At 38.9% G+C, this 19,091-nt stretch carries 15 protein-coding genes; 11 read left to right on the plus strand and 4 right to left on the minus strand.

The annotated features are described in order from the left end of the window. Positions 1-2: 2 nt before the first annotated feature. Genes ACSLUH_RS04655 through ACSLUH_RS04670 form a run of 4 tightly spaced genes read right to left on the minus strand, consistent with a single transcriptional unit; the run spans position 3 to position 4,767 of the window. Positions 3-1,598 carry a TIGR03016 family PEP-CTERM system-associated outer membrane protein gene (locus tag ACSLUH_RS04655; RefSeq protein ID WP_448565097.1) on the minus strand — a complete coding sequence of 532 codons (1,596 nt, stop codon included), beginning with the start codon at positions 1,596-1,598 and terminating at the stop codon, positions 3-5. Next, positions 1,564-2,475: an XrtA-associated tyrosine autokinase gene (locus ACSLUH_RS04660; protein WP_448565099.1), complete on the minus strand. Its 912-nt coding sequence runs from the start codon at positions 2,473-2,475 to the stop codon at positions 1,564-1,566. The genes ACSLUH_RS04655 and ACSLUH_RS04660 overlap by 35 nt, the downstream gene beginning before the upstream one ends. 2 nt (positions 2,476-2,477) lie before the next feature. Further along, entirely contained in the window at positions 2,478-4,076 is a 1,599-nt protein-coding gene (locus tag ACSLUH_RS04665) for an XrtA system polysaccharide chain length determinant (protein WP_448565101.1), read from the minus strand. Between the two features lie 55 nt (positions 4,077-4,131). After that, complete coding sequence (locus ACSLUH_RS04670; RefSeq protein ID WP_448565103.1) at positions 4,132-4,767, minus strand: XrtA/PEP-CTERM system exopolysaccharide export protein; 636 nt, start codon at positions 4,765-4,767, stop codon at positions 4,132-4,134. Between the two features lie 215 nt (positions 4,768-4,982). Between ACSLUH_RS04670 and ACSLUH_RS04675 the strand changes: the two genes are divergently transcribed. The 11 genes from ACSLUH_RS04675 to ACSLUH_RS04725 all read left to right on the plus strand — a co-directional run bounded on the left by ACSLUH_RS04675 (position 4,983) and on the right by ACSLUH_RS04725 (position 19,040). Next, positions 4,983-6,386, plus strand: coding sequence for a TIGR03013 family XrtA/PEP-CTERM system glycosyltransferase (locus ACSLUH_RS04675; RefSeq protein ID WP_448565105.1), 1,404 nt, complete (start codon positions 4,983-4,985; stop codon positions 6,384-6,386). Between the two features lie 6 nt (positions 6,387-6,392). Then, on the plus strand, positions 6,393-7,241 hold the full coding sequence (locus ACSLUH_RS04680) for an XrtA system polysaccharide deacetylase (protein ID WP_448565107.1): 849 nt from the start codon (positions 6,393-6,395) through the stop codon (positions 7,239-7,241). Between the two features lie 14 nt (positions 7,242-7,255). Further along, a complete protein-coding gene (locus tag ACSLUH_RS04685) occupies positions 7,256-8,287 on the plus strand; it encodes a FemAB family XrtA/PEP-CTERM system-associated protein (protein WP_448565109.1) in 1,032 nt (343 codons plus the stop codon). A gap of 4 nt (positions 8,288-8,291) precedes the next feature. Continuing rightward, on the plus strand, positions 8,292-9,515 hold the full coding sequence (locus ACSLUH_RS04690) for a TIGR03087 family PEP-CTERM/XrtA system glycosyltransferase (protein WP_448565111.1): 1,224 nt from the start codon (positions 8,292-8,294) through the stop codon (positions 9,513-9,515). Next, positions 9,505-10,932 (plus strand): exosortase A, encoded by a 1,428-nt coding sequence (xrtA, locus tag ACSLUH_RS04695; RefSeq protein WP_448565112.1) that lies wholly within the window; start codon positions 9,505-9,507, stop codon positions 10,930-10,932. Before ACSLUH_RS04690 ends, xrtA begins: the two co-directional genes overlap by 11 nt. Beyond that, on the plus strand, positions 10,929-12,041 hold the full coding sequence (locus tag ACSLUH_RS04700) for a glycosyltransferase (RefSeq protein ID WP_448565114.1): 1,113 nt from the start codon (positions 10,929-10,931) through the stop codon (positions 12,039-12,041). Before xrtA ends, ACSLUH_RS04700 begins: the two co-directional genes overlap by 4 nt. Continuing rightward, positions 12,042-13,937 carry an XrtA/PEP-CTERM system amidotransferase gene (locus tag ACSLUH_RS04705; protein ID WP_448565116.1) on the plus strand — a complete coding sequence of 632 codons (1,896 nt, stop codon included), beginning with the start codon at positions 12,042-12,044 and terminating at the stop codon, positions 13,935-13,937. Continuing rightward, positions 13,937-15,154: a TIGR04063 family PEP-CTERM/XrtA system glycosyltransferase gene (locus ACSLUH_RS04710; protein ID WP_448565118.1), complete on the plus strand. Its 1,218-nt coding sequence runs from the start codon at positions 13,937-13,939 to the stop codon at positions 15,152-15,154. Before ACSLUH_RS04705 ends, ACSLUH_RS04710 begins: the two co-directional genes overlap by 1 nt. Further along, positions 15,147-16,238, plus strand: coding sequence for a glycosyltransferase family 4 protein (locus tag ACSLUH_RS04715; RefSeq protein WP_448565120.1), 1,092 nt, complete (start codon positions 15,147-15,149; stop codon positions 16,236-16,238). Before ACSLUH_RS04710 ends, ACSLUH_RS04715 begins: the two co-directional genes overlap by 8 nt. A gap of 2 nt (positions 16,239-16,240) precedes the next feature. Continuing rightward, positions 16,241-17,590: a phenylacetate--CoA ligase family protein gene (locus ACSLUH_RS04720; RefSeq protein WP_448565123.1), complete on the plus strand. Its 1,350-nt coding sequence runs from the start codon at positions 16,241-16,243 to the stop codon at positions 17,588-17,590. Positions 17,591-17,729: 139 nt separating this feature from the next. Further along, positions 17,730-19,040 carry a putative O-glycosylation ligase, exosortase A system-associated gene (locus tag ACSLUH_RS04725; RefSeq protein WP_448565125.1) on the plus strand — a complete coding sequence of 437 codons (1,311 nt, stop codon included), beginning with the start codon at positions 17,730-17,732 and terminating at the stop codon, positions 19,038-19,040. The last annotated feature ends 51 nt before the right edge of the window (positions 19,041-19,091 follow it).

Raw genomic sequence — 19,091 nt, forward strand, 5'->3', positions numbered from 1 at the left:
AATTAAAAACCTTTAGATACGCTAAGCGTCAATCTATTTTCGTCATAAGTAAATAAAAGCTGTTCTGACTTTCTCGTTAAATGGCTAAGTGTAACCTTTGTCGAAAGCTCTTCGTTTAGCTTTCGTTGATATTCTAGTTGAAATTGTTTGTAATCATCTTGACGAAACGAGTTATTATTTCCTTCAAACTTTGTTCTTGTCCAAGTGGCGGAAAGGTTAACAGATGAATTAGGAGATAATTTTCTATTAGCTTGGAAGCTTGCATTTTTATTAGAATTTTTTAGCCGTGTAGTTAAACTTTCTCTTTCATTTCCTCCAAGAGACAAGGTAAAAGTTGTTCTTGGTAAAGCAAGTGTTGAGCTCCAATTTAAGGTTTTATTTAATGAATAATCTTGATCCTCTACGAGGTTAAAGTCATTGATGCGGACCAATCGAAAGTTATCCAAATCAATATTGCTATCATTCGTTAAATAGCATCCATCGAAGGAAGTTGATTCGGTAATAGGACAATAATAATTGCCCAAAAGTACTTGTTCAAAATTATTTCGTGTAAATGCTTGTACCGTCTCATTATAGGTAATGGTATTGGCTAATCTGCGGTTTTTATGCGTAAAATTAAACCGATAGCTATCACCATAAAACCGTTGAGAGTAACCAGCTTGAAGCTTGGTTCTAATGGTCGGCTGCCAGCCTATTGCTACATCGGCATAGCTATCTAAAGCATTGCCTTCAAGATCTGTTTGACCATCATCAATTGGCTTATTATACGAAAGATCAAGGTAAAATCTTGGAGTGATTAGCCATCTTAACCCTATACCATAAGCGTTTGATTCTAGGCTTGCTTGAGCTGCAAAGCCCCCTTGGTTGTCTTCATCATAATAGCGTAGAAAAGGGTTTAGTTTATAATCTGTGATCAGGCCTAGTTTGACTTCAATATTGTAAAACTCGCGGTCAACACCATTATTGGATAAATCTTGTAATCTTCCTGAAATATCCCAGAAAACGCTTCTTGCTCCTGAACCACTACTTGACGCTAGTACGGCATTGATACCATTTCGCTCACCTATATCGTCATCACTTTGTGTTTCGGTATAATTTACACTACCATCGAAAAAAAAATCGCTATTGTTAACTCGGTACATTAAACCACTATTAATGGTGAATATTTGAGTTGTATCTGCGCTAACTAAGTCTGCCAACGCATTACGTGCGCCATTTCGAGAAACATTTGCAACCGAGGCATTAGTCTCAAATGCTATACCATTTGGCCAAAGTAGATAACTGAGTTCAGACCGTAAAGAATGATAGTCATTATCTATATCGTGGTCATGGCTATAACTGGCATAAGTACTGCTAGAATTTAATGAAAAGTTTAGGTTCTGAGAAGCATAACCAGCGTCTAAGTCTACACTTAATTGGTTGACTAGAGCTGACTGCTTATTTGATTCAAGGCGACTAACATTATCAGTATAAACCTCATCCAGTAATATCGAGGGTGTAAATTGCCAATCACCAGCACTTACATTGGATGAAATCAATAACAGCGATGTTATTGCTATTGTGCTAGTTCGCACCGTATCCATAGCCGTAATAGCCATACATATCCTTGTGAGATCTGATTGCTTTATTCATGATTAAACCAACAGCCATATCTTCATTCAATGCAGCAGTCGCTGCTTGAACGTCTGCTAGCTTTGATTTTGACTCTTCCACTACCACTAAGGCTTGCCCCATTAGGTTAGCAAGTACTAGGGTTTCCGTAACGCCAATCAGTGGTGGACAATCAAATATGACTATTCGATCAGGGTAACGTGTTGCTAGCTCAGCAGCCAGTGATGCCATTCTATCACTCGCTAATAACTCATTCGATAAATGATGTGGCTCACCAGCGGGAATCAGCTTAAGTTTATCGATATTGGTACTATACAAAATATCTCTAATATCTTGCTTTTCACCTAATAAATATTCAATTAAACCGTCTTTGGTTTCAACACCTAGCTCTCGATTGATGCTAGGTCTTAAAACATCAGCATCCACTAATAATACTGTTTTATCTTGCTCTAATGCGATACTTAAGGCGAGGTTGATTGAAACAAAAGTTTTTCCTTCATTTGGTTTAGAGCTACTAACCATGATTAAGTTTGGGTTTTTTAAAGTTCGAGCACCCTTGCCGAACGCGTTATTGAGTAACTTTCGTTTTATTTGCCTAAATTCATCCTTGATGCTCTTGCGAGCTCCGTTATCTATTAAATAGCCGCGTTGCTCTAAATCTATAGTGTCAAGATTTAGAAGCTGTTTTTTGGTAAAAGAGGATGGAACTTGCTCTCTAGGCTCTAATGTATTGTCCTGTGCTTTGGGTTGCTGGCTTACCAGCTCTTGATGACCACCCTCCGATTCAGGCACTTGCTCTACTTCCAAAGCCATTTCTGCTTGTTTTTGTTTTTGCTTTGCCAGAGCTTTTTCAATCGTGCTCATAATTAAAAAATCCTCTTAATTGGCACCTGAATCAAGTCAGGAAATAAAAAATATGACATAAAACAAATTAATAATACCAGTATCAGGGTATTAGATAAAATAAACACCCAGGTTTTCCTGCGATGCCATTTTTTAAGTTGTAAGTTCTCGGTTGCAGAAACAATGCCAAATACGGGTAAGTTTGTAGCTCGTGATAATTGACGAGCAGAGGTAACCACCGGATTCAACTGACTAAATAGTAATGATAAAGCAACCCCGACACTTACACCTAATACCGTAACGCCGATAAAAAATAGCATTCTAGGTGGTCCGCTAGGCTTTGTTGCCGCCCTAGGGGGATCAAGAATATCAAAGCGAATTTTATCCGTAGTCTCATCAGCTTGTTGAGCAAGTTGTGCGGTTTCTCGGCGCTGTAACAGCTCCTGGTGCTTCTGATTGGTAATATCATAACCACGGGTTAGTTGAACAAGCTGCGCTTCTATCTCTGGTAATGTATGAATTTGCCCTTCCAATTCAGCGACATTTTTCTTAAAGTTATCAACTCTAACTTTCAAAGAAGCCATTTCATTTTCATACTGATTGACTTGTATCTTTAGCTCCTGATAAATAGGGCTCTTTTCTATGGCTGAGAAGTCAGTATTTTTGTCTCCATTTGAAGCTTGCAAAGTTTGATAGTATTGTTGAATTTCGTCGTCACGTTGTTTATTTAACTCTTCTAAACGACGCTTCAATTCCTTTACATCAGGATGGTTTTCAGTATATCTAAGCAACAAGCTGTCTAAGTTACTCTCTAACTGTGAAATTCGATCGTCATAAGCTGTTGAAATCGTGCTGTTTGTTTGTACTTTGCTACCTGATAAATCAGCACTAGGTTGTTCAAGAGCTAATTGCGCTTTAGCAGACTTTAAGCGAGTCGATACTTCCGCTAAGGCTAATTGAGCTTCTTCTAAGCGTTTCTTCTCAGAGTTTAAAGCATTATAAAAACCGCCACTGCTATTTGCGAGTAAATGGTTATATTTTTGTTTAAAATCCGTGAGTTTTGCTTCTGCGGTGATAAGTCGGTTTTCGTATTCTTTGATTTGATCATTAAGAAATTTTTGCGCACTGTCTGATTCACTACGAGATTCACCAAGTGTATTTTCGATAAAAACGGTTAGCGCTGATTGGACAATATTCTTCGCCATTTCAGGATCTTTGTCAGAAATTGATAGTGTATAGATATTTTCTCGTCCGGCTCTACTGATTTTAATATCATTTTTTAGGCGTTTTATAATTGCTTCATAGTCTTCTGCAGTGCTCGCTTGAACATCGAGATCTGTCATTCGTGAGATCCGTTCAAGGTTTGGTCTGCTGAGCAGAGTTTGCACCATTAAACGCACTTGAATTTCGGGGTTGCTTTCTACTGTAAGTCCTCTCAATAATGGGCGCAACAATGATTGCGTGTCAACGTAAACACGAGCTTCTGACTCGTATATGTCTTCTAGTTGGGCAACCGCATAGTAGCCAAGTGGGCATATAATCCATGTGGCAATCATAATAAAACGGCGCTTTATCCAAATGCCTTTTAAATAATCAAGCACTTGTTCGAAAATTTCTTGCATTCCTGACCTCTATAACAGGGCTGATGGTTTAGTGTTTTTCATCCTAATAAACGCGCTAAAACCACGTTTCGGGAATCACGATAATGTCCCCTGGGAGAATATCGACATTGGCAGCAATCTTGCCGTTTTTAAGTAAATCTTCGATGAAAATGTCATATTGTTTTTGCGTTCCGTTTTCGATACGTACTAGTTTTGCATCGTTACCGTCAGCAAATTCAGTTAAACCACCAACCGCAATCATAACATCAAGTAAGGTCATATTTTGTTTATAACTGATTGATTGTGGTTCTGCTGCTTCGCCAACTATTCGTACCTGTTCGCTAAACGGGCCAACAAAATTATTGACGGTAACGGTAACGACAGGATCTCTTAAATAGGTAGCCAGTATTTTTTCAATTTCGCGAGCCAGTTCAGTTGGCGTTTTGCCTGAAACAGGAATATCTTCAACCAAGGATGTGGTAATCATACCGTCGGGGCGCACTGTAAATGTGCCAGATACTTCCGGGTTTCGCCACACGAAGATATTGACCGTATCTCCCGCACCAATTAAATACTTGTATGAAGCAACATCGGTCGTTGTTGATTGATGAATAGTTGCAGGTGGCAGGGTTGGTGAGCTGCACCCCGTCAAAAAATAACCCATCACTAAAAACAATAGTGCTTTACATTGTGCAAAATTACGTATTTCCATGGTGTTGACCTTCTTTAAAACGACGGTTTTTTTATAAGCTACCAGATTGTATTTTATTTTTGTACTATATGCACATATTTAATGACTGTAAAAAAGCTGTTAATCTTGGTAACATATATTCACCAGCCTAATAAAAAAATACACCCTTCATTTGTTCGTGTTTTTTTATACAGTAATCAACGTTAGTGATGAGTTTTTGAGGATCTTTTTGGTTTATGTCCAGTCCAAAATATAGAGATCTATCTTCGGGTAGTAAATCTTTGGTATTGATAGAGTTTATTTTTTTTGCTGGTGCGCTGATGTTGACCAGTTATTTAAATAAATATTTTCTTTTCACCGAGCATGTCGAAGTACCTCAGAACTTATTGGTGGTTTATGCGATTGTTTTTTCTTTAATGGTGCAGCTTTCTTCATTAGCACTGGGTCTCTATAACTCAAAACTTAGGGAAAGTTTTAGGGGGATAGTTAGACGCTTGTTGGTATCAGTAGCGATAGGCTTTTTCGTCGTTACCTTACTCAATCCATTTTTAGGTGAAAAAGCATTAGCCATAGAATTATTGGCAATTGCAGCACTTTTAAGTTTCTTTGTTGCTTGTATTATTAGGTATGTTGTCTATCAAATTGATTTTTTTGGATTTAACAAGCGCAAAGTTCTAGTGCTGGGTGCGGGACAACGCGCTTCAATAATAGAAAAGCGAATGCGTCGTGATGTCGACAGGCAAGGTTTTTCAATGCACGGTTTTGTTGTCATGCCTGGTGATGATGATGATGGTATTGTCAATGAGAACCGCATCGAATTAGATGGTTCACTCGTCGTTTATGCGATGGATAATGAAATTGATGAAATCGTTGTAGCGAGCGATGAAAGGCGCTGCAACTTGCCTGTTGATGAGTTGTTCGCCTGTAAAATACGGGGTATCGAAGTTACTGAAATTTTAGATTTTATTGAGCGCGAAACTGGCCAAATTGCAGTAAATCTTATCTATCCCAGTTGGGTGATTTATTCAAATGGTTTTGCTTCAGCTAATCATTTAAGAAACACCCTCGATTGGGTTTTTAATGCAAGTATTGCTTTTGTTCTTTTCCTGCTAACTTGGCCTGTCATGTTAATTACGGCGATTTTAATAAAGCTTGATGAAGGATTAAAGGCGCCGGTTTTTTACTATCAAGAACGAGTAGGTCTTGATGGCCAAGCTTTTAACATTATTAAGTTTCGAAGTATGCGCATCGATGCTGAGAAAGATGGCGCGAGAATGGCTGCAAAGAATGATGATAGAACAACACGAATTGGCAAGTTTATCCGTAAATATCGCGTTGACGAACTTCCGCAAATTTATAATGTCATGCGAGGCGATATGGGCTTTGTTGGGCCAAGACCTGAACGCCCAGAGTTTGTGCAGAACCTGATTAAAAACCTTCCGTATTACAATGAGCGGCATAATGTAAAACCTGGTCTTACCGGCTGGGCGCAGCTTAAGTATCCATACGGTGCTACACAAGAAGATTCACTAGAAAAGTTAAAATACGATTTGTATTACATAAAACATCGCAGTTTCATGCTTGATTTATTGATATTGATTAGAACCGTTGAGATTGTCTTATTTGGTAAAGGACGTTAATGAGCCATGAAAGAAAAATTGATCAATGCGATGACAGTAGATGTCGAAGATTACTTTCATGTTTCTGCGTTTGAAAATATTATCAGCCAAGATAATTGGTCTGAGCATGAATTAAGGGTCGAGCACAATACGTATCGTTTACTTGAACTGTTTGATAAATATAACGCTAAGTCGACGTTTTTTACTTTAGGGTGGGTGGCTGAACAGTGCCCTAATTTAATAAGGGAGATTGTCGCTCAGGGCCATGAATTAGCCAGTCATGGGTACTCACATCAACGAGCGCTCGGGATGACGAAAGGTCAATTTCGTGAAGATGTTGAACGTTCAAAAAAAGCATTAGAGGATATTTCAGGGCAACAGATAAAAGGTTATCGAGCACCAAGTTTTTCTGTAAAAGATGAGAATGACTGGATTTATCAAGTACTGGTTGAGTTAGGCTTTGAGTATAGTTCGAGTACTTACCCAATTGAACATGATTTGTATGGTGTTCCGCATTGGCCAAGATTTAAGTATCAACGCCCAGAAGGGATAATTGAAATTCCAATTCCGACGATTCGTAAAAATGACGTTAATACAGGTATAGGTGGGGGTGGCTACTTTCGTTTATATCCTTATTGGATGTCGAAAAAACGAATCGAACGATTTATAAAAGAAGAGCAACAGCCTTATAGCTTTTACTTTCATCCCTGGGAGATTGATGCAGAGCAACCAAAGGTATCAGGAGCATCGTTAAAATCGAAAATTCGACATTATATCAACCTTTCTCGAATGGAAGGTAAGATAGAGCGTTTACTAAAAGAGTATCAGTGGGATACCATGGAAAATGTTTACTTGAAGGAAACGAGTAAGTTGTAAGAGGATTAAACGTTTTGGCGACAACAATAACAACAATAAATAAACATGAAACAAAACTATGGAATGATTATGTCAAGAGGCACCCTGAAGGAACATTTTTTCATTTAGCGAACTGGCAAAGCGTCATTAGTCAAAGTTTTGGCCATCATTGCTATTATTTACAAGCACAAGAAAACGATAAGGTTGTCGGTGTTCTACCTTTGGTTGAAGTAAAAAGTGCGCTATTTGGTCACGCGTTAATATCCACACCTTTTTGTGTTTATGGCGGTGCAATTGCAGATGAAGCAAGTATTGCTAGGTCATTGGAACAAAAAGCAATAGAAATTAGTGAGCAATTGCAAGTTGACTACCTAGAACTACGTTATCGAAAGTCACAGGATAACGGTATGTTACTTAAACAGGCGCATAGCACGTTTGGCTGTGAGCTTGCTGAAGACGCTGATCAAATTCTGGCACAAGTTAAAAAGAAGCAACGAGCGGTTATACGTCATTCGTTAAAAAATGATTTACAGTTTGAGTTTACTCAAGAGACTGATGATTTTTATCATTTGTTGTCGGAAAGTTATCGAAACCTAGGTACACCAATTTTTAAGAAAGACTATTTCAATTGTTTAATTGATGAGTTTCAAGATTCTGTCGATATTTTAGTGGTAAAAGATCAGAACGGCGCCCCCTCAAATGCGGTGATGAATTTCTATTTTAATCAACAAGTTTTACCCTACTATGGTGGTGGTAATGCTGAATCGCGCCATATTAAAAGTGCCGACTTTATGTATTATCAAGTGATGTGCCATGCCAAAGAGCTAGGATGTAATTGGTATGATTTTGGGCGCAGCAAAAATGACAGTGGCCCTTATAAATACAAGAAAAATTGGGGAATGACACCAGAGCCTTTGCATTATTATTACCACTTAGTTAAAGCCAAAGAACTGCCTAATTTAAGTCCCAATAATCCAAAGTACAAAATGTTTATTAGTTTGTGGCAGAAGTTACCTTTGAAGGTAAGTCAATTGCTTGGGCCATTTTTATCAAAATATTTAGGGTAATAGCATGGCAAAAGCACCGTTACTTTATCTTTGTCATCGAATTCCTTATCCACCGAATAAAGGCGATAAGATCCGCTCTTTTAATATATTAAAAAAGCTGAGTGAGCATTTTGATATTTATTTGGGGTGCTTTATTGATGACCCTTTTGACCAGCAGTATGTGTCCAAACTTGAAGATTACTGCCAAGAAGTCTTTTCGTTAAATCAGCACAAAACAATGGCTAAACTGAAAGGTTTAAAAGCTTTTTTGGTTGGACAGCCAATAACACTTCCCTACTATTTTGATCTAGCGATGAAACAGTGGGTAAGTAAAACTTTTCAACAGCATAACATTCAACATATTTTCGTTTATTCATCTTCGATGGCTCAGTATTGTGATGATGAAGCATATCGACACGCGAATCGAGTGATTGACTTTGTTGACGTTGATTCCGATAAGTGGCGCCAATATGCAGACAAGAAGTCGGGCATAGCAAAATGGGTTTTTCAACGCGAGCATCGTACTTTAGCGCAATATGAAAAGGCGGTAGCGCAATCCTTTACCCATAGTTTATTTGTTTCACCAGATGAAGCCAAATTGTTTTGCTCTTTGCATCCTGAAGTAACAGACACTAAGGTGCAGGGGGTATTAAATGGTGTCGATATCGATTTCTTTAATCCTGAAGCCAAAATGGCCGAAGAGTCTATCCCTAAAAAGCCCTACTTGGTTTTTACCGGTGCAATGGATTATTGGGCTAACGTTGATTCGGTATTATGGTTTAGCGAATTTGTATGGCCACAGATAAGGCGCTCTCATCCTGAGTGCCTATTTTACATCGTCGGTGGTAACCCAAGCCCAGAGGTGACTAAGCTTGCTGAACAACCTGGTATTGTTGTTACAGGAAGAGTGCACGATATTAGACCTTATATCTTACATGCTAGTTGCGCAGTCGCGCCGATGAGAATTGCTCGAGGGATTCAGAATAAAGTTTTAGAAGCGATGGCATTAAATAAGCCAATTGTGACAACGACGATGGGCATGGAAGGTATCAATGCGCCAGAGAATAATTCGGTGAAGGTGACCGATGATATCGAACAGTATACAGTGGCTTGCCGACGTTTTTTAACAGAAAAGGTTGAGTCGGATAATCGCAACTGGATTATTGACCATTTTACTTGGAAAGCCACGCTTGCTCATATGGAGCAGTACTTCTATGAAAAGGAAAAAGGGGCAAGCTATGTCGGATAACCGTATCAAAGGCCTTATTAGCTTTGCTTTTTTGCTGCTGGCGTGGGGCTGGTTTTTTAATGACGCAATTGTAGGAATGGAATCTATTTGGCGTCGCTCAGATACCTTTGCTCACGGCTATTTTATTTTGCCAATATCGTTGTGGCTTATTTGGCGAGATAAAACAACGTTAGTCGCTAACGAACCTACTACCAGCTGGTTTGCATTACCGGTATTGCTTGGTACAACGTCATTAGGCCTGATTGCTCAAATTGCCGATATCAATGTCATTAGTCAGCTGGCGGCTGTTCTTTCTTTAATCACTATTATTTGGTTGATCATAGGTGATCGCCTCACTTGGTATTATAAATTTCCACTCGCATATTTGTTGTTTCTCGTGCCGATGGGGGAAAATTTAATTCCTTGGCTTCAAGATGCTACCGCATGGTTTACGGTGTTCTTTTTACAATTAACAGGTATTCCGGTTTTTCGTGATGGCCTTTATATTCAAACGCCTTCTGGATTATTTGAGGTGGCCGTCGCATGCTCTGGTATTCGTTATTTAATTGCTTCTGCTGCCGTAGGGGCGCTGTTTGCTTATTTAAATTACAACAAATTTAAAAAACAATTTATCTTTTTTGTGTTTGCATTGTTGTTGCCAATCCTTGCCAATGGCATTCGTGCGTATTTAATTGTTGCCATCGCTCATTATTCAGATATGAAATATGCGACTGGCGCTGATCATCTCGTTTACGGATGGCTATTCTTTGGTTTTGTCATTATGGTGATGTTTTGGGTTGGTAGTAAGTTTGCCGATCCGGAGACAGTTAATAAGAACAAGATTGCTTCATCGAACAATCAGTATAGAACACCGCCTGTCGCTGCTGCGCTAATAGCTATATTGAGCGCTTCTTATTTATTGAAACAGCTCCCTGTCATTCAGCCGTCAGAGCAACCCGACGCTCTGTTGTCTGGAAAAATGCTGGCCAATTCAGATTGGGGAATTGACTTTAAAAACCCTTTAGCATCATCGACGATTAGCAAACAATCGATTGAGTGGTTTGCCGCTAAATATGGCAACAAACAAGCTCAAGGTGAGTTGATATCTTTTAATAACCAATTACATAATATGGATCGTTGGACCGTAGTTGAGCGCGAGGATATCGAGCATGACGCTTCTCTTTATCGCTATGTGGTCTTGAGGAATACATCAGGGGAAATGCGCAGTTATCTTTATCAATATATTATTGGTAGTTACACCGCGGTTGCGCCAAGCTTAGCTAAAATATATCAAGTACTTTCAGCGTTCACTGCAGGGGTTTCGTATAGCTATATCATCGCTGTTTCCCACCCTTTAATGGAAGCAACGCCACAAGATAGGCAGCTTTTGCTTGAACAAGCGATAAAACTAAAACAGCAGTTGGAAGTTAATCCGTGAGCCAGCCTAAGGTTGTTGCGCATATAATTTTGCAACTAGATATTGGTGGTTTAGAGCGCGTAATGCTTAACTGCATCGGTCAAATGCAGCAAATTGATGATGCAAAGCATATTATTATTTCGCTCACCAATGCGAATCACTTTTCACAGGATAATCTTGTAACACCCGTTGATATTTATTGCCTTAATAAAAAGCCAGGCAAGGATATAAGTCTTCATTTCAGGTTGTTTCGTCTATTACGTAAACTAAAACCTGACATTTTGCATAGTTATAACCTATCGACGATAGAATATCATCCAATTGCATGGTTAGCTGGTGTTAAAGGTAGAGTGCATGCTGAACATGGTCGAGATATCAATGACCCGCAGGGACTAAACAAAAAACATAATACCTTGCGCAAGATCGCCTCATATTTTTTACATCAATATATTGCCGTTAGTGATGAGTTGTATCAATGGTTGATCTCGACAGTAAAAATATCACCCGATAAAGTTAAACTGATCACTAATGGCATTAACACCGAGCAATACTTGCGCCCCAAATCAACCAGTGAAATGGTTCGCTATATTAATGTAGCGCGCCTATCACCTATTAAAGATCATAAAAATTTGCTGGCGGCGTGCCAGTTGCTGCAAGACCGAGTGTCAGAACCAACATGGCGAATGACGATTATCGGGGATGGTCCACTTCGAGCTGAATTAGAAAACATGACAAGACAATTAAAGCTTAGTGAGCGTGTCACGTTTATGGGAGCTCGAGATGATATTGCCGAACAACTCGCTCACGCAGATATTTTTGTATTATCGTCGATCGCCGAGGGCATTCCGATGACAATATTAGAGGCTATGTCTACAAAAACTGCGGTAGTATCTACCGCTGTGGGTGGTATACCTCAAGTGATTACTGATGGTGAGCAGGGTATGTTGGTTGCCAATCAAAATGCGCAAGCATTGAGTGAAGCGATGGAGTTTTACTTAAATCATCCAGAGAAGATAAAGGTTCATGGGGAAAATGCACGACAACGCGTATTAACATCATATAATGAGCAACAAATGGTACAACAGTACTTGGCATGCTATCAAAAGCTGTTAAATAAGGATAATGACTAAATGTGTGGTATTACAGGGTATTTTAAGCTTGATGCTCTATCCAAGTTAGATGACTCTTTGCTTGGTAAAATGAATCAAGCTCAGTTTCATCGCGGTCCTGATGAAGGTGATCAATATGTCGATGAATATGTTGGTTTAGCTCATCGCCGATTATCTATTATTGACTTATCGTCAGGTCAACAACCGATGAAAAGCCAATGTGGTGACTACATTATTGTCTTTAATGGTGAGATATATAATTTTCCAGAAGTTAGGGAAGAGTTAATTTCACTCGGATACACTTTTCGAACGCACTCTGATACTGAAGTTATTCTTAATGCCTTTATAGAGTGGCGAGAGCAAAGTGTTGAAAAGCTGCGTGGTATGTTTGCTTATGTCATTTGGCACAAATCAACACAAACCCTTTTTGTAACTCGAGATCGACTGGGGATTAAGCCGCTATTCTATACTGTGATTGATAACGTTTTTTATTTTGCTTCAGAATTAAAAAGTTTAACACTGCTGCCTAACTTTGATAAAACCATTGAAGTTAAAGCATTAGAGCAATACTTTGCGTTTGGTTATGTCGCCGAACCATTAACGATTTACAAAAACACACTAAAGTTAAATCCTGGTCACACCATCTTATTTGAATCACCAACTCGGCCGATGAAAATTTCTCAGTATTGGGATATTAGTTATAAAGAACAAAGTGATTTATCAGAGGAAGAGTACGTTAAACAAGCAGTTGAACAGCTGCAGAAGTCAGTTGATAGTCATATGATGTCCGAGGTGCCTTTAGGGTCGTTTTTATCCGGAGGCGTCGACTCTAGTGCGGTCGTTGCGATGATGTCGCAATCTAGTAACCAGCCGGTAAAAACATGCTCTATCGGTTTTGATGTTAAAGATTATAATGAAACTGATTTTGCTCGCATGGTTGCTGAGCGTTATAAAACCGATCATCAAGAGCAAGTGGTAAAAAGTGATGATTTTGACTTACTCGATATGCTTGCCCAATTATATGATGAACCGTATGCAGATAGTTCTGCCATGCCAACGTACCGCGTTTGCGAGCTAGCGCGTAAAAAGGTTACGGTGTGTATGTCTGGGGATGGCGCAGATGAACTACTCGCTGGATATCGTCGTTATGCACTCATGATGAACGAGCAAAAAGTACGTGACAAGATCCCTAAAGCTGTTCGTCAGGCGATCTTCAAGCCGTTAGGGAAACTATACCCTAAGCTCGATTGGGCTCCTCAATTTTTAAGAGCAAAGACAACCTTTCAATCGTTGGCTATGGATACGGTAGAGGGCTACTTTCATGGTGTATCAATCATGAATGATGAACAACGCCGTGCCTTGTTTTCACCGAGGATGTTAGAACAGCTAGGTGATTATCACGCTTTAGCAGTCTTTAGGGAGCATGAAGAAAACTTTGATGGTAATGACCCGTTATCGCTTATTCAGTACTTAGATATTAAAACCTATTTAGTTGGTGATATCTTAACGAAAGTTGACCGAGCAAGTATGGCACACAGTTTAGAAGTTAGGGTGCCATTTTTGGATCATGAGTTTGTTGAATGGTCAGCACAAGTTCCTGCAACAGTTAAATTAAAGGCTGGGCAAGGTAAGTATATATTGAAAAAAGCAATGGAAGATTATTTGCCTCATGATGTGTTGTACCGAAGTAAAATGGGTTTTAGAGTGCCGTTAGCCGATTGGTTTAGAGGACCTCTCAAAGATAAGTTAAAAGAAGCTTTACTCAGTCAAGAAATGAGAGAGTCTGGCTTATTTAATATGAACACCATCAGAAAGTGGATTGATGATCATCAATCAGGTAAAAAAGAATATAGTGCGCCTTTGTGGACCTTACTGATGTTTGCTTCTTTTTATCGTCAAGCTAAAGGTCGGTCATAATGAAAATTTTACACGTACTTGATCATTCCATTCCTTTACACAGTGGCTACACATTTAGGACGCGTTCTATTTTAAAAAAACAGCATGAGCTGGGCATTGAAACGTGTCATGTGACAAGCCCAAAACATGGAAATATAGAGAAAGAAACTGAACAGGTTGATGACCTTCTTTTTTATCGCAGTGCGGCGCCCAAAGGTTTACTTGCAAAATTTCCCGTATTGAACCAATTAGCATATATCGAACCAATGGTTGAACGAATCCTCGAAGTTATCGCTATTGAGAAGCCAGATGTGATTCATGCCCATTCACCAGCTCTCAACGGATTAGCGGCATTAAAAGCGGCCAAAAAAAGTGGTTTGCCTGTGGTTTATGAAATTCGCGCTTTTTGGGAAGATGCCGCAGTTGACCATGGTACATGTAAAGAAGGCGACCTTCGCTATAAATTAACACGAGCGATGGAAACCTATGTTGTTAAGCAGGCGCAAGCGGTAACCACCATTTGTGAGGGGCTAAGAAAGGATCTAATTTCAAGAGGTTTTGGCCAAGAGAAATTTACCGTTATCCCCAATGCTGTTAATGTTGAGCAGTTTGATCTGATTGAACATAAAGACAGTGAGTTGGAGCAAGAACTAAATCTAGCAGGCAAAACCGTGCTTGGCTTTTTGGGCTCTTTTTATGCATATGAAGGGTTAGATTTAACCATCAATGCTTTGGCTGAAGTGATTAAAGAGCGCCAAGATATTCATTTGTTGCTTGTTGGCGGAGGTCCACAGGAAAACAACTTAAAGGCTCAGGTTCAGCTTTTAGGGCTTGGCCAATATGTTACCTTTACAGGTCGGGTTCCTCATGACGTGGTTGGGCGATACTATAGTTTGGTAGATTTATTAGTTTACCCGAGAAAATCGATGAGATTAACCGAGCTAGTAACCCCGTTGAAACCCTTGGAAGCGATGGCGCAAGGTAAACTTTTGCTGGCCTCAGATGTTGGCGGGCATCACGAACTTATCACTGATAAGCAAAATGGTTACCTGTTTAAAGCGGACGATATAGATAACCTAGTCATCAAAATTCGCGAAGTTCTTACTGAAAAAAGCGATTGGCCTGAGGTAATAAGCGAAGGGCGCAGATTTGTTGAAGAAGTGCGTAATTGGCGCAATAGCGTTGCTAATTATGTTGGGCTTTACCAAGAATTAACTGGAAAGAAGGTTAGTGAGTAAGTTAAAACGAATTGCCATAGTTGGTCCTTTACCACCACCAGCAGGCGGTATGGCCAATCAAACGAAAAAGTTAGCCGAGTTTATTCGTACTGAAGGGGTAGAGGTTGATATCATTCAGGTTAACCCTGCTTATCGACCAGCGTTTATAGGTAAGGTCCCTGTCATTAGAGCTGGATTTCGACTGCTGAATTATTTTTTTGTGCTTTTAAAACAATTAAAAAAAGCTCAGCTGGTGCATATCATGGCAAATTCAGGTTGGTCGTGGCATTTATTTGCAATGCCGGCTATTTGGGTGGCGCATTGGTTAAATGTCCCTGTTATTTTGAATTACCGAGGAGGATATGCACAGGAATTTTTCGAAAAATCTTGGCGTTGGGTTAATCCTAGTATGAAAAAATGCCAACAAATATTAGTGCCATCTATTTTTCTACAAGAAGTTTTTGAACAGTTTGATCAAAAGGTAGCAATAATACCTAATGTACTAGACCAACAGGTTTTTAACCCTAAAAGTGCTAACAAGAACTCAGAAGGCCCTCACATTATTGTTACGCGAAATCTAGAAGATATTTATGATGTTGCAACCGCAATAAAAGGTTTCGCTATTGTCGCTCAGCAATACCCTCAAGCACAATTATCGATTGCAGGTACTGGACCAGAATTAGCTAACTTACAAGCATTAACAAATAATTTGAATATAGAGGATAAGGTGAACTTTGTTGGTCGTCTGTCCCCACAAGAAATTTCAGACTTATATCGACAGGCAGATATTATGGTTAACACCAGTATCGTTGATAATTCTCCTAATTCAATTATTGAATCGCTAGCTTGTGGCACGCCTGTGGTTAGTACCAATGTCGGCGGTATTCCCAAGTTAGTGACAGATCAGTATGATGCGTTATTAGTTCAACCCAAACAAGAACGAGCTTTAGCCCAAGGAATATTAAGCATCCTACAAGATGAAGAACTTAAAAATCGTTTAACAACCAATGGATTAGAAACTATCAGTAAGTTTTATTGGCAGAATGTATGGCAGCAATTAAGTGGCCATTATTTACAAGCAATCTCAACTAAAGGAGAGGCCTAAGCATGTGTTATACAAAACTGGTTTCTTCACTACTTTTTCCTTTGCATGAAAAGCTAAAAAAGCATAAAACGGTTGCGGTAAAACGTTCATTAGAAAAATCACAATGGTTGCCACAAGAACAAATTATTGAACAGCAAGGAAAACGCTTGCAACAATTTATCGAACAAGCGGTAAAGCATGTCCCTTATTATCGAAAAGTGTTTAGTGAGCTTGCGCTTACACCAAAAGAGTTTAATCAAAAAAGTGATTTACAAAAACTCCCTTTTTTAGATAAAGCGTTAATAAGAAAAAACTTTGATAACCTAAAATCTGAAAACGCGGGGGTAGTTAGTTCATTTACTACTGGAGGCTCTAGTGGTACACCGCTAACCTTTTTGCTCGGCAATGAGCGAGTTAGTCATGATGTCGCGGAGAAGTGGCGAGCAACACGATGGTGGGATGTTGATATCGGTGATAAAGAAATTGTTGCTTGGGGTTCGCCAATTGAATTAGGTGCTCAAGATAAGGTTAGACTGATTAGAGATAAGCTGTTTCGTTCGAAATTAATTCCTGCATTCGATATGAATGAAACAAAGTTACTTGGCTTTATTAAAGAGATTATAAAAGAAAAGCCTAAAATGCTTTTTGGTTATCCGTCGGTATTTAGCTTAATTGCAAAAACAGCTGATGCTCACCATATTGATTTAACAAACTTAGGAATCAAGGTTGTTTTTGTCACTTCTGAACGTTTATATCCTTATCAGCGAGATGCCATAGAAAAAACGTTTAACGCTCCTGTTGCCAATGGCTATGGTAGTCGAGATGCTGGTTTTATTGCCCATCAATGTCCTCATGGTAAGATGCATATTAGTGCCGAGGATATCATTGTTGAGATAATCAATCGCCAAGGTCAGCCGGTAGACGATGGTGAGCAAGGTGAAATTGTTGTTACGCATTTAGCAACGTCAGATTTTCCTTTTATTCGCTATCGAACAGGTGATGTTGCGGCGATTGACCCCGAGCCTTGCTCATGTGGTCGCGGTTTGCCTTGCTTAAAAGATATCGAAGGACGAACTACCGACTTTATCGTTGCATACGATGGCACCATTATGCATGGTCTAGCGTTAATATATGTATTACGTGAACTTGAGGGTATTAGTGAGTTTAAAATAATTCAAGAGAGTAAATCGTTAACTAAAATTGAAATTGTTCCTGATGGTGATAATTTGCCTTTGCAATTGCAACAAAAGATTATCGAAGGCTTTAAGAAAAGGTTGGGGGAGCAAGTAGACATTCACATTGTTGAAGTTAATGAAATAGCTCCCGAAAAGTCGGGTAAGTATCGCTATGTTATAAGTAAGGTTGAGTCTTAACGCTAAGGTTTTAATTAATATGGAAAGTTTCCTATGGGCATGCAATCTCGTTGCTGTTGTTTATTTATGCTACTGGGCTATAAAAGAAGATAATAAAGAAGAAAATGTTGACCACCAAGATAAAAAGGATAACAACTAAGTGAGAGATTTATTCGTCATTTGCATTATGTTTTTTATCTTTGCAGCAGTATTGAGGAAGCCCTTTATAGGTACCGCAATGTGGCTATGGGTCGCCATGTTCTTTCCTAAGGGGTGGGTTTACGGTTTTGCTAGTAGTATTCGGTACAACTTTATAGTTGTAATTTTAACGATTTTGTCTGTTATCTTTAATAAAGATAACAGACAAAATCAACGTATTGAGCTAGATGGATTAGCGATCTTTATATTATTATTTTTGTTTTGGACAGCGATAACAAGTTTTTTTAACATTACCGTCGATAAAGTGGTTTGGGCTGATTGGTTCGATTTTCTTAAAATTACACTTTTATTTTTCTTTTGTATTTTTATTGTAACTAAAGCGCTTCATATTAACACACTGCTTTGGGCTTTAGTGTTTTCAATAGGGTTTTTGGCAGCGCTGGAGAGTTTGAAATATATTGCTTCTGGAGGAGGGCATAATATTAAAGGTTTAAGTGGGCATGTTTTGGGTGATAGAAATGAGTTTGCCCTTTCTATTAATATGCTCATCCCTCTGATGTATTATCTCGCTCATATAAGTAAAAAGAAGCTAATTAAAATAGGGTTAAATTGTACTATTGTTTTATGCGTTATCGCAATAATTGGTACCGACTCTAGGGGAGGATTGTTAGCACTCTTGGTTGTAGCAGGATATTTTTGGTGGCAAAGTAAGCGGAAAATTCTCTATATCGTTTTATTCTCTGCGGCAATAGGTATTGGTAGTAATTTTGTGCCCGAAGAGTGGACAAATCGCATGAATACTATTGAGAGTGCGACTGAAGATAGCTCTTTTTTAGGTCGCGTTTTAGCATGGAAAACCAGTATTTTAATTGCCAATGATCACTTGTTCACCGGTGGTGGTTTTAAGTCGACTCAACATTCTCTAGTTTGGCATAGCTATCAAGGCTATGCTCATTTCAACAATATTGTTGATACTTCTAATATGGGAAATGTTGGCTACAAGGCTGCTCATAGCATATATTTTCAGGTTTTAGGTGACCAAGGGTATTTGGGGTTTATTATGTATCTCATGATTTTATATCTTGCTTTTAAAAAAACTGGTCAGGTGATCGCCAGATCAAAGCAAACCAATGAAAGAAATGATATTGAATTGCTTTGCAGAATGGTTAGGGTATCTCTTGTTGCTTATTGTGTTGGAGGAGCGGCTGTAAGTTTAGCCTATTTTGACATGTTTTATGCGTTACTCGCCGTTATTTGGGTGGTTGATAAACGCTTGATAAAAAATACTACTAAAGAAAATATTCGTTATTAGCGGTATTGATAACTTTTGCAAGTAGGTTTAAGAGTACTATTAATTTATAGT

This window comes from Thalassotalea ganghwensis, assembly GCF_053485795.1.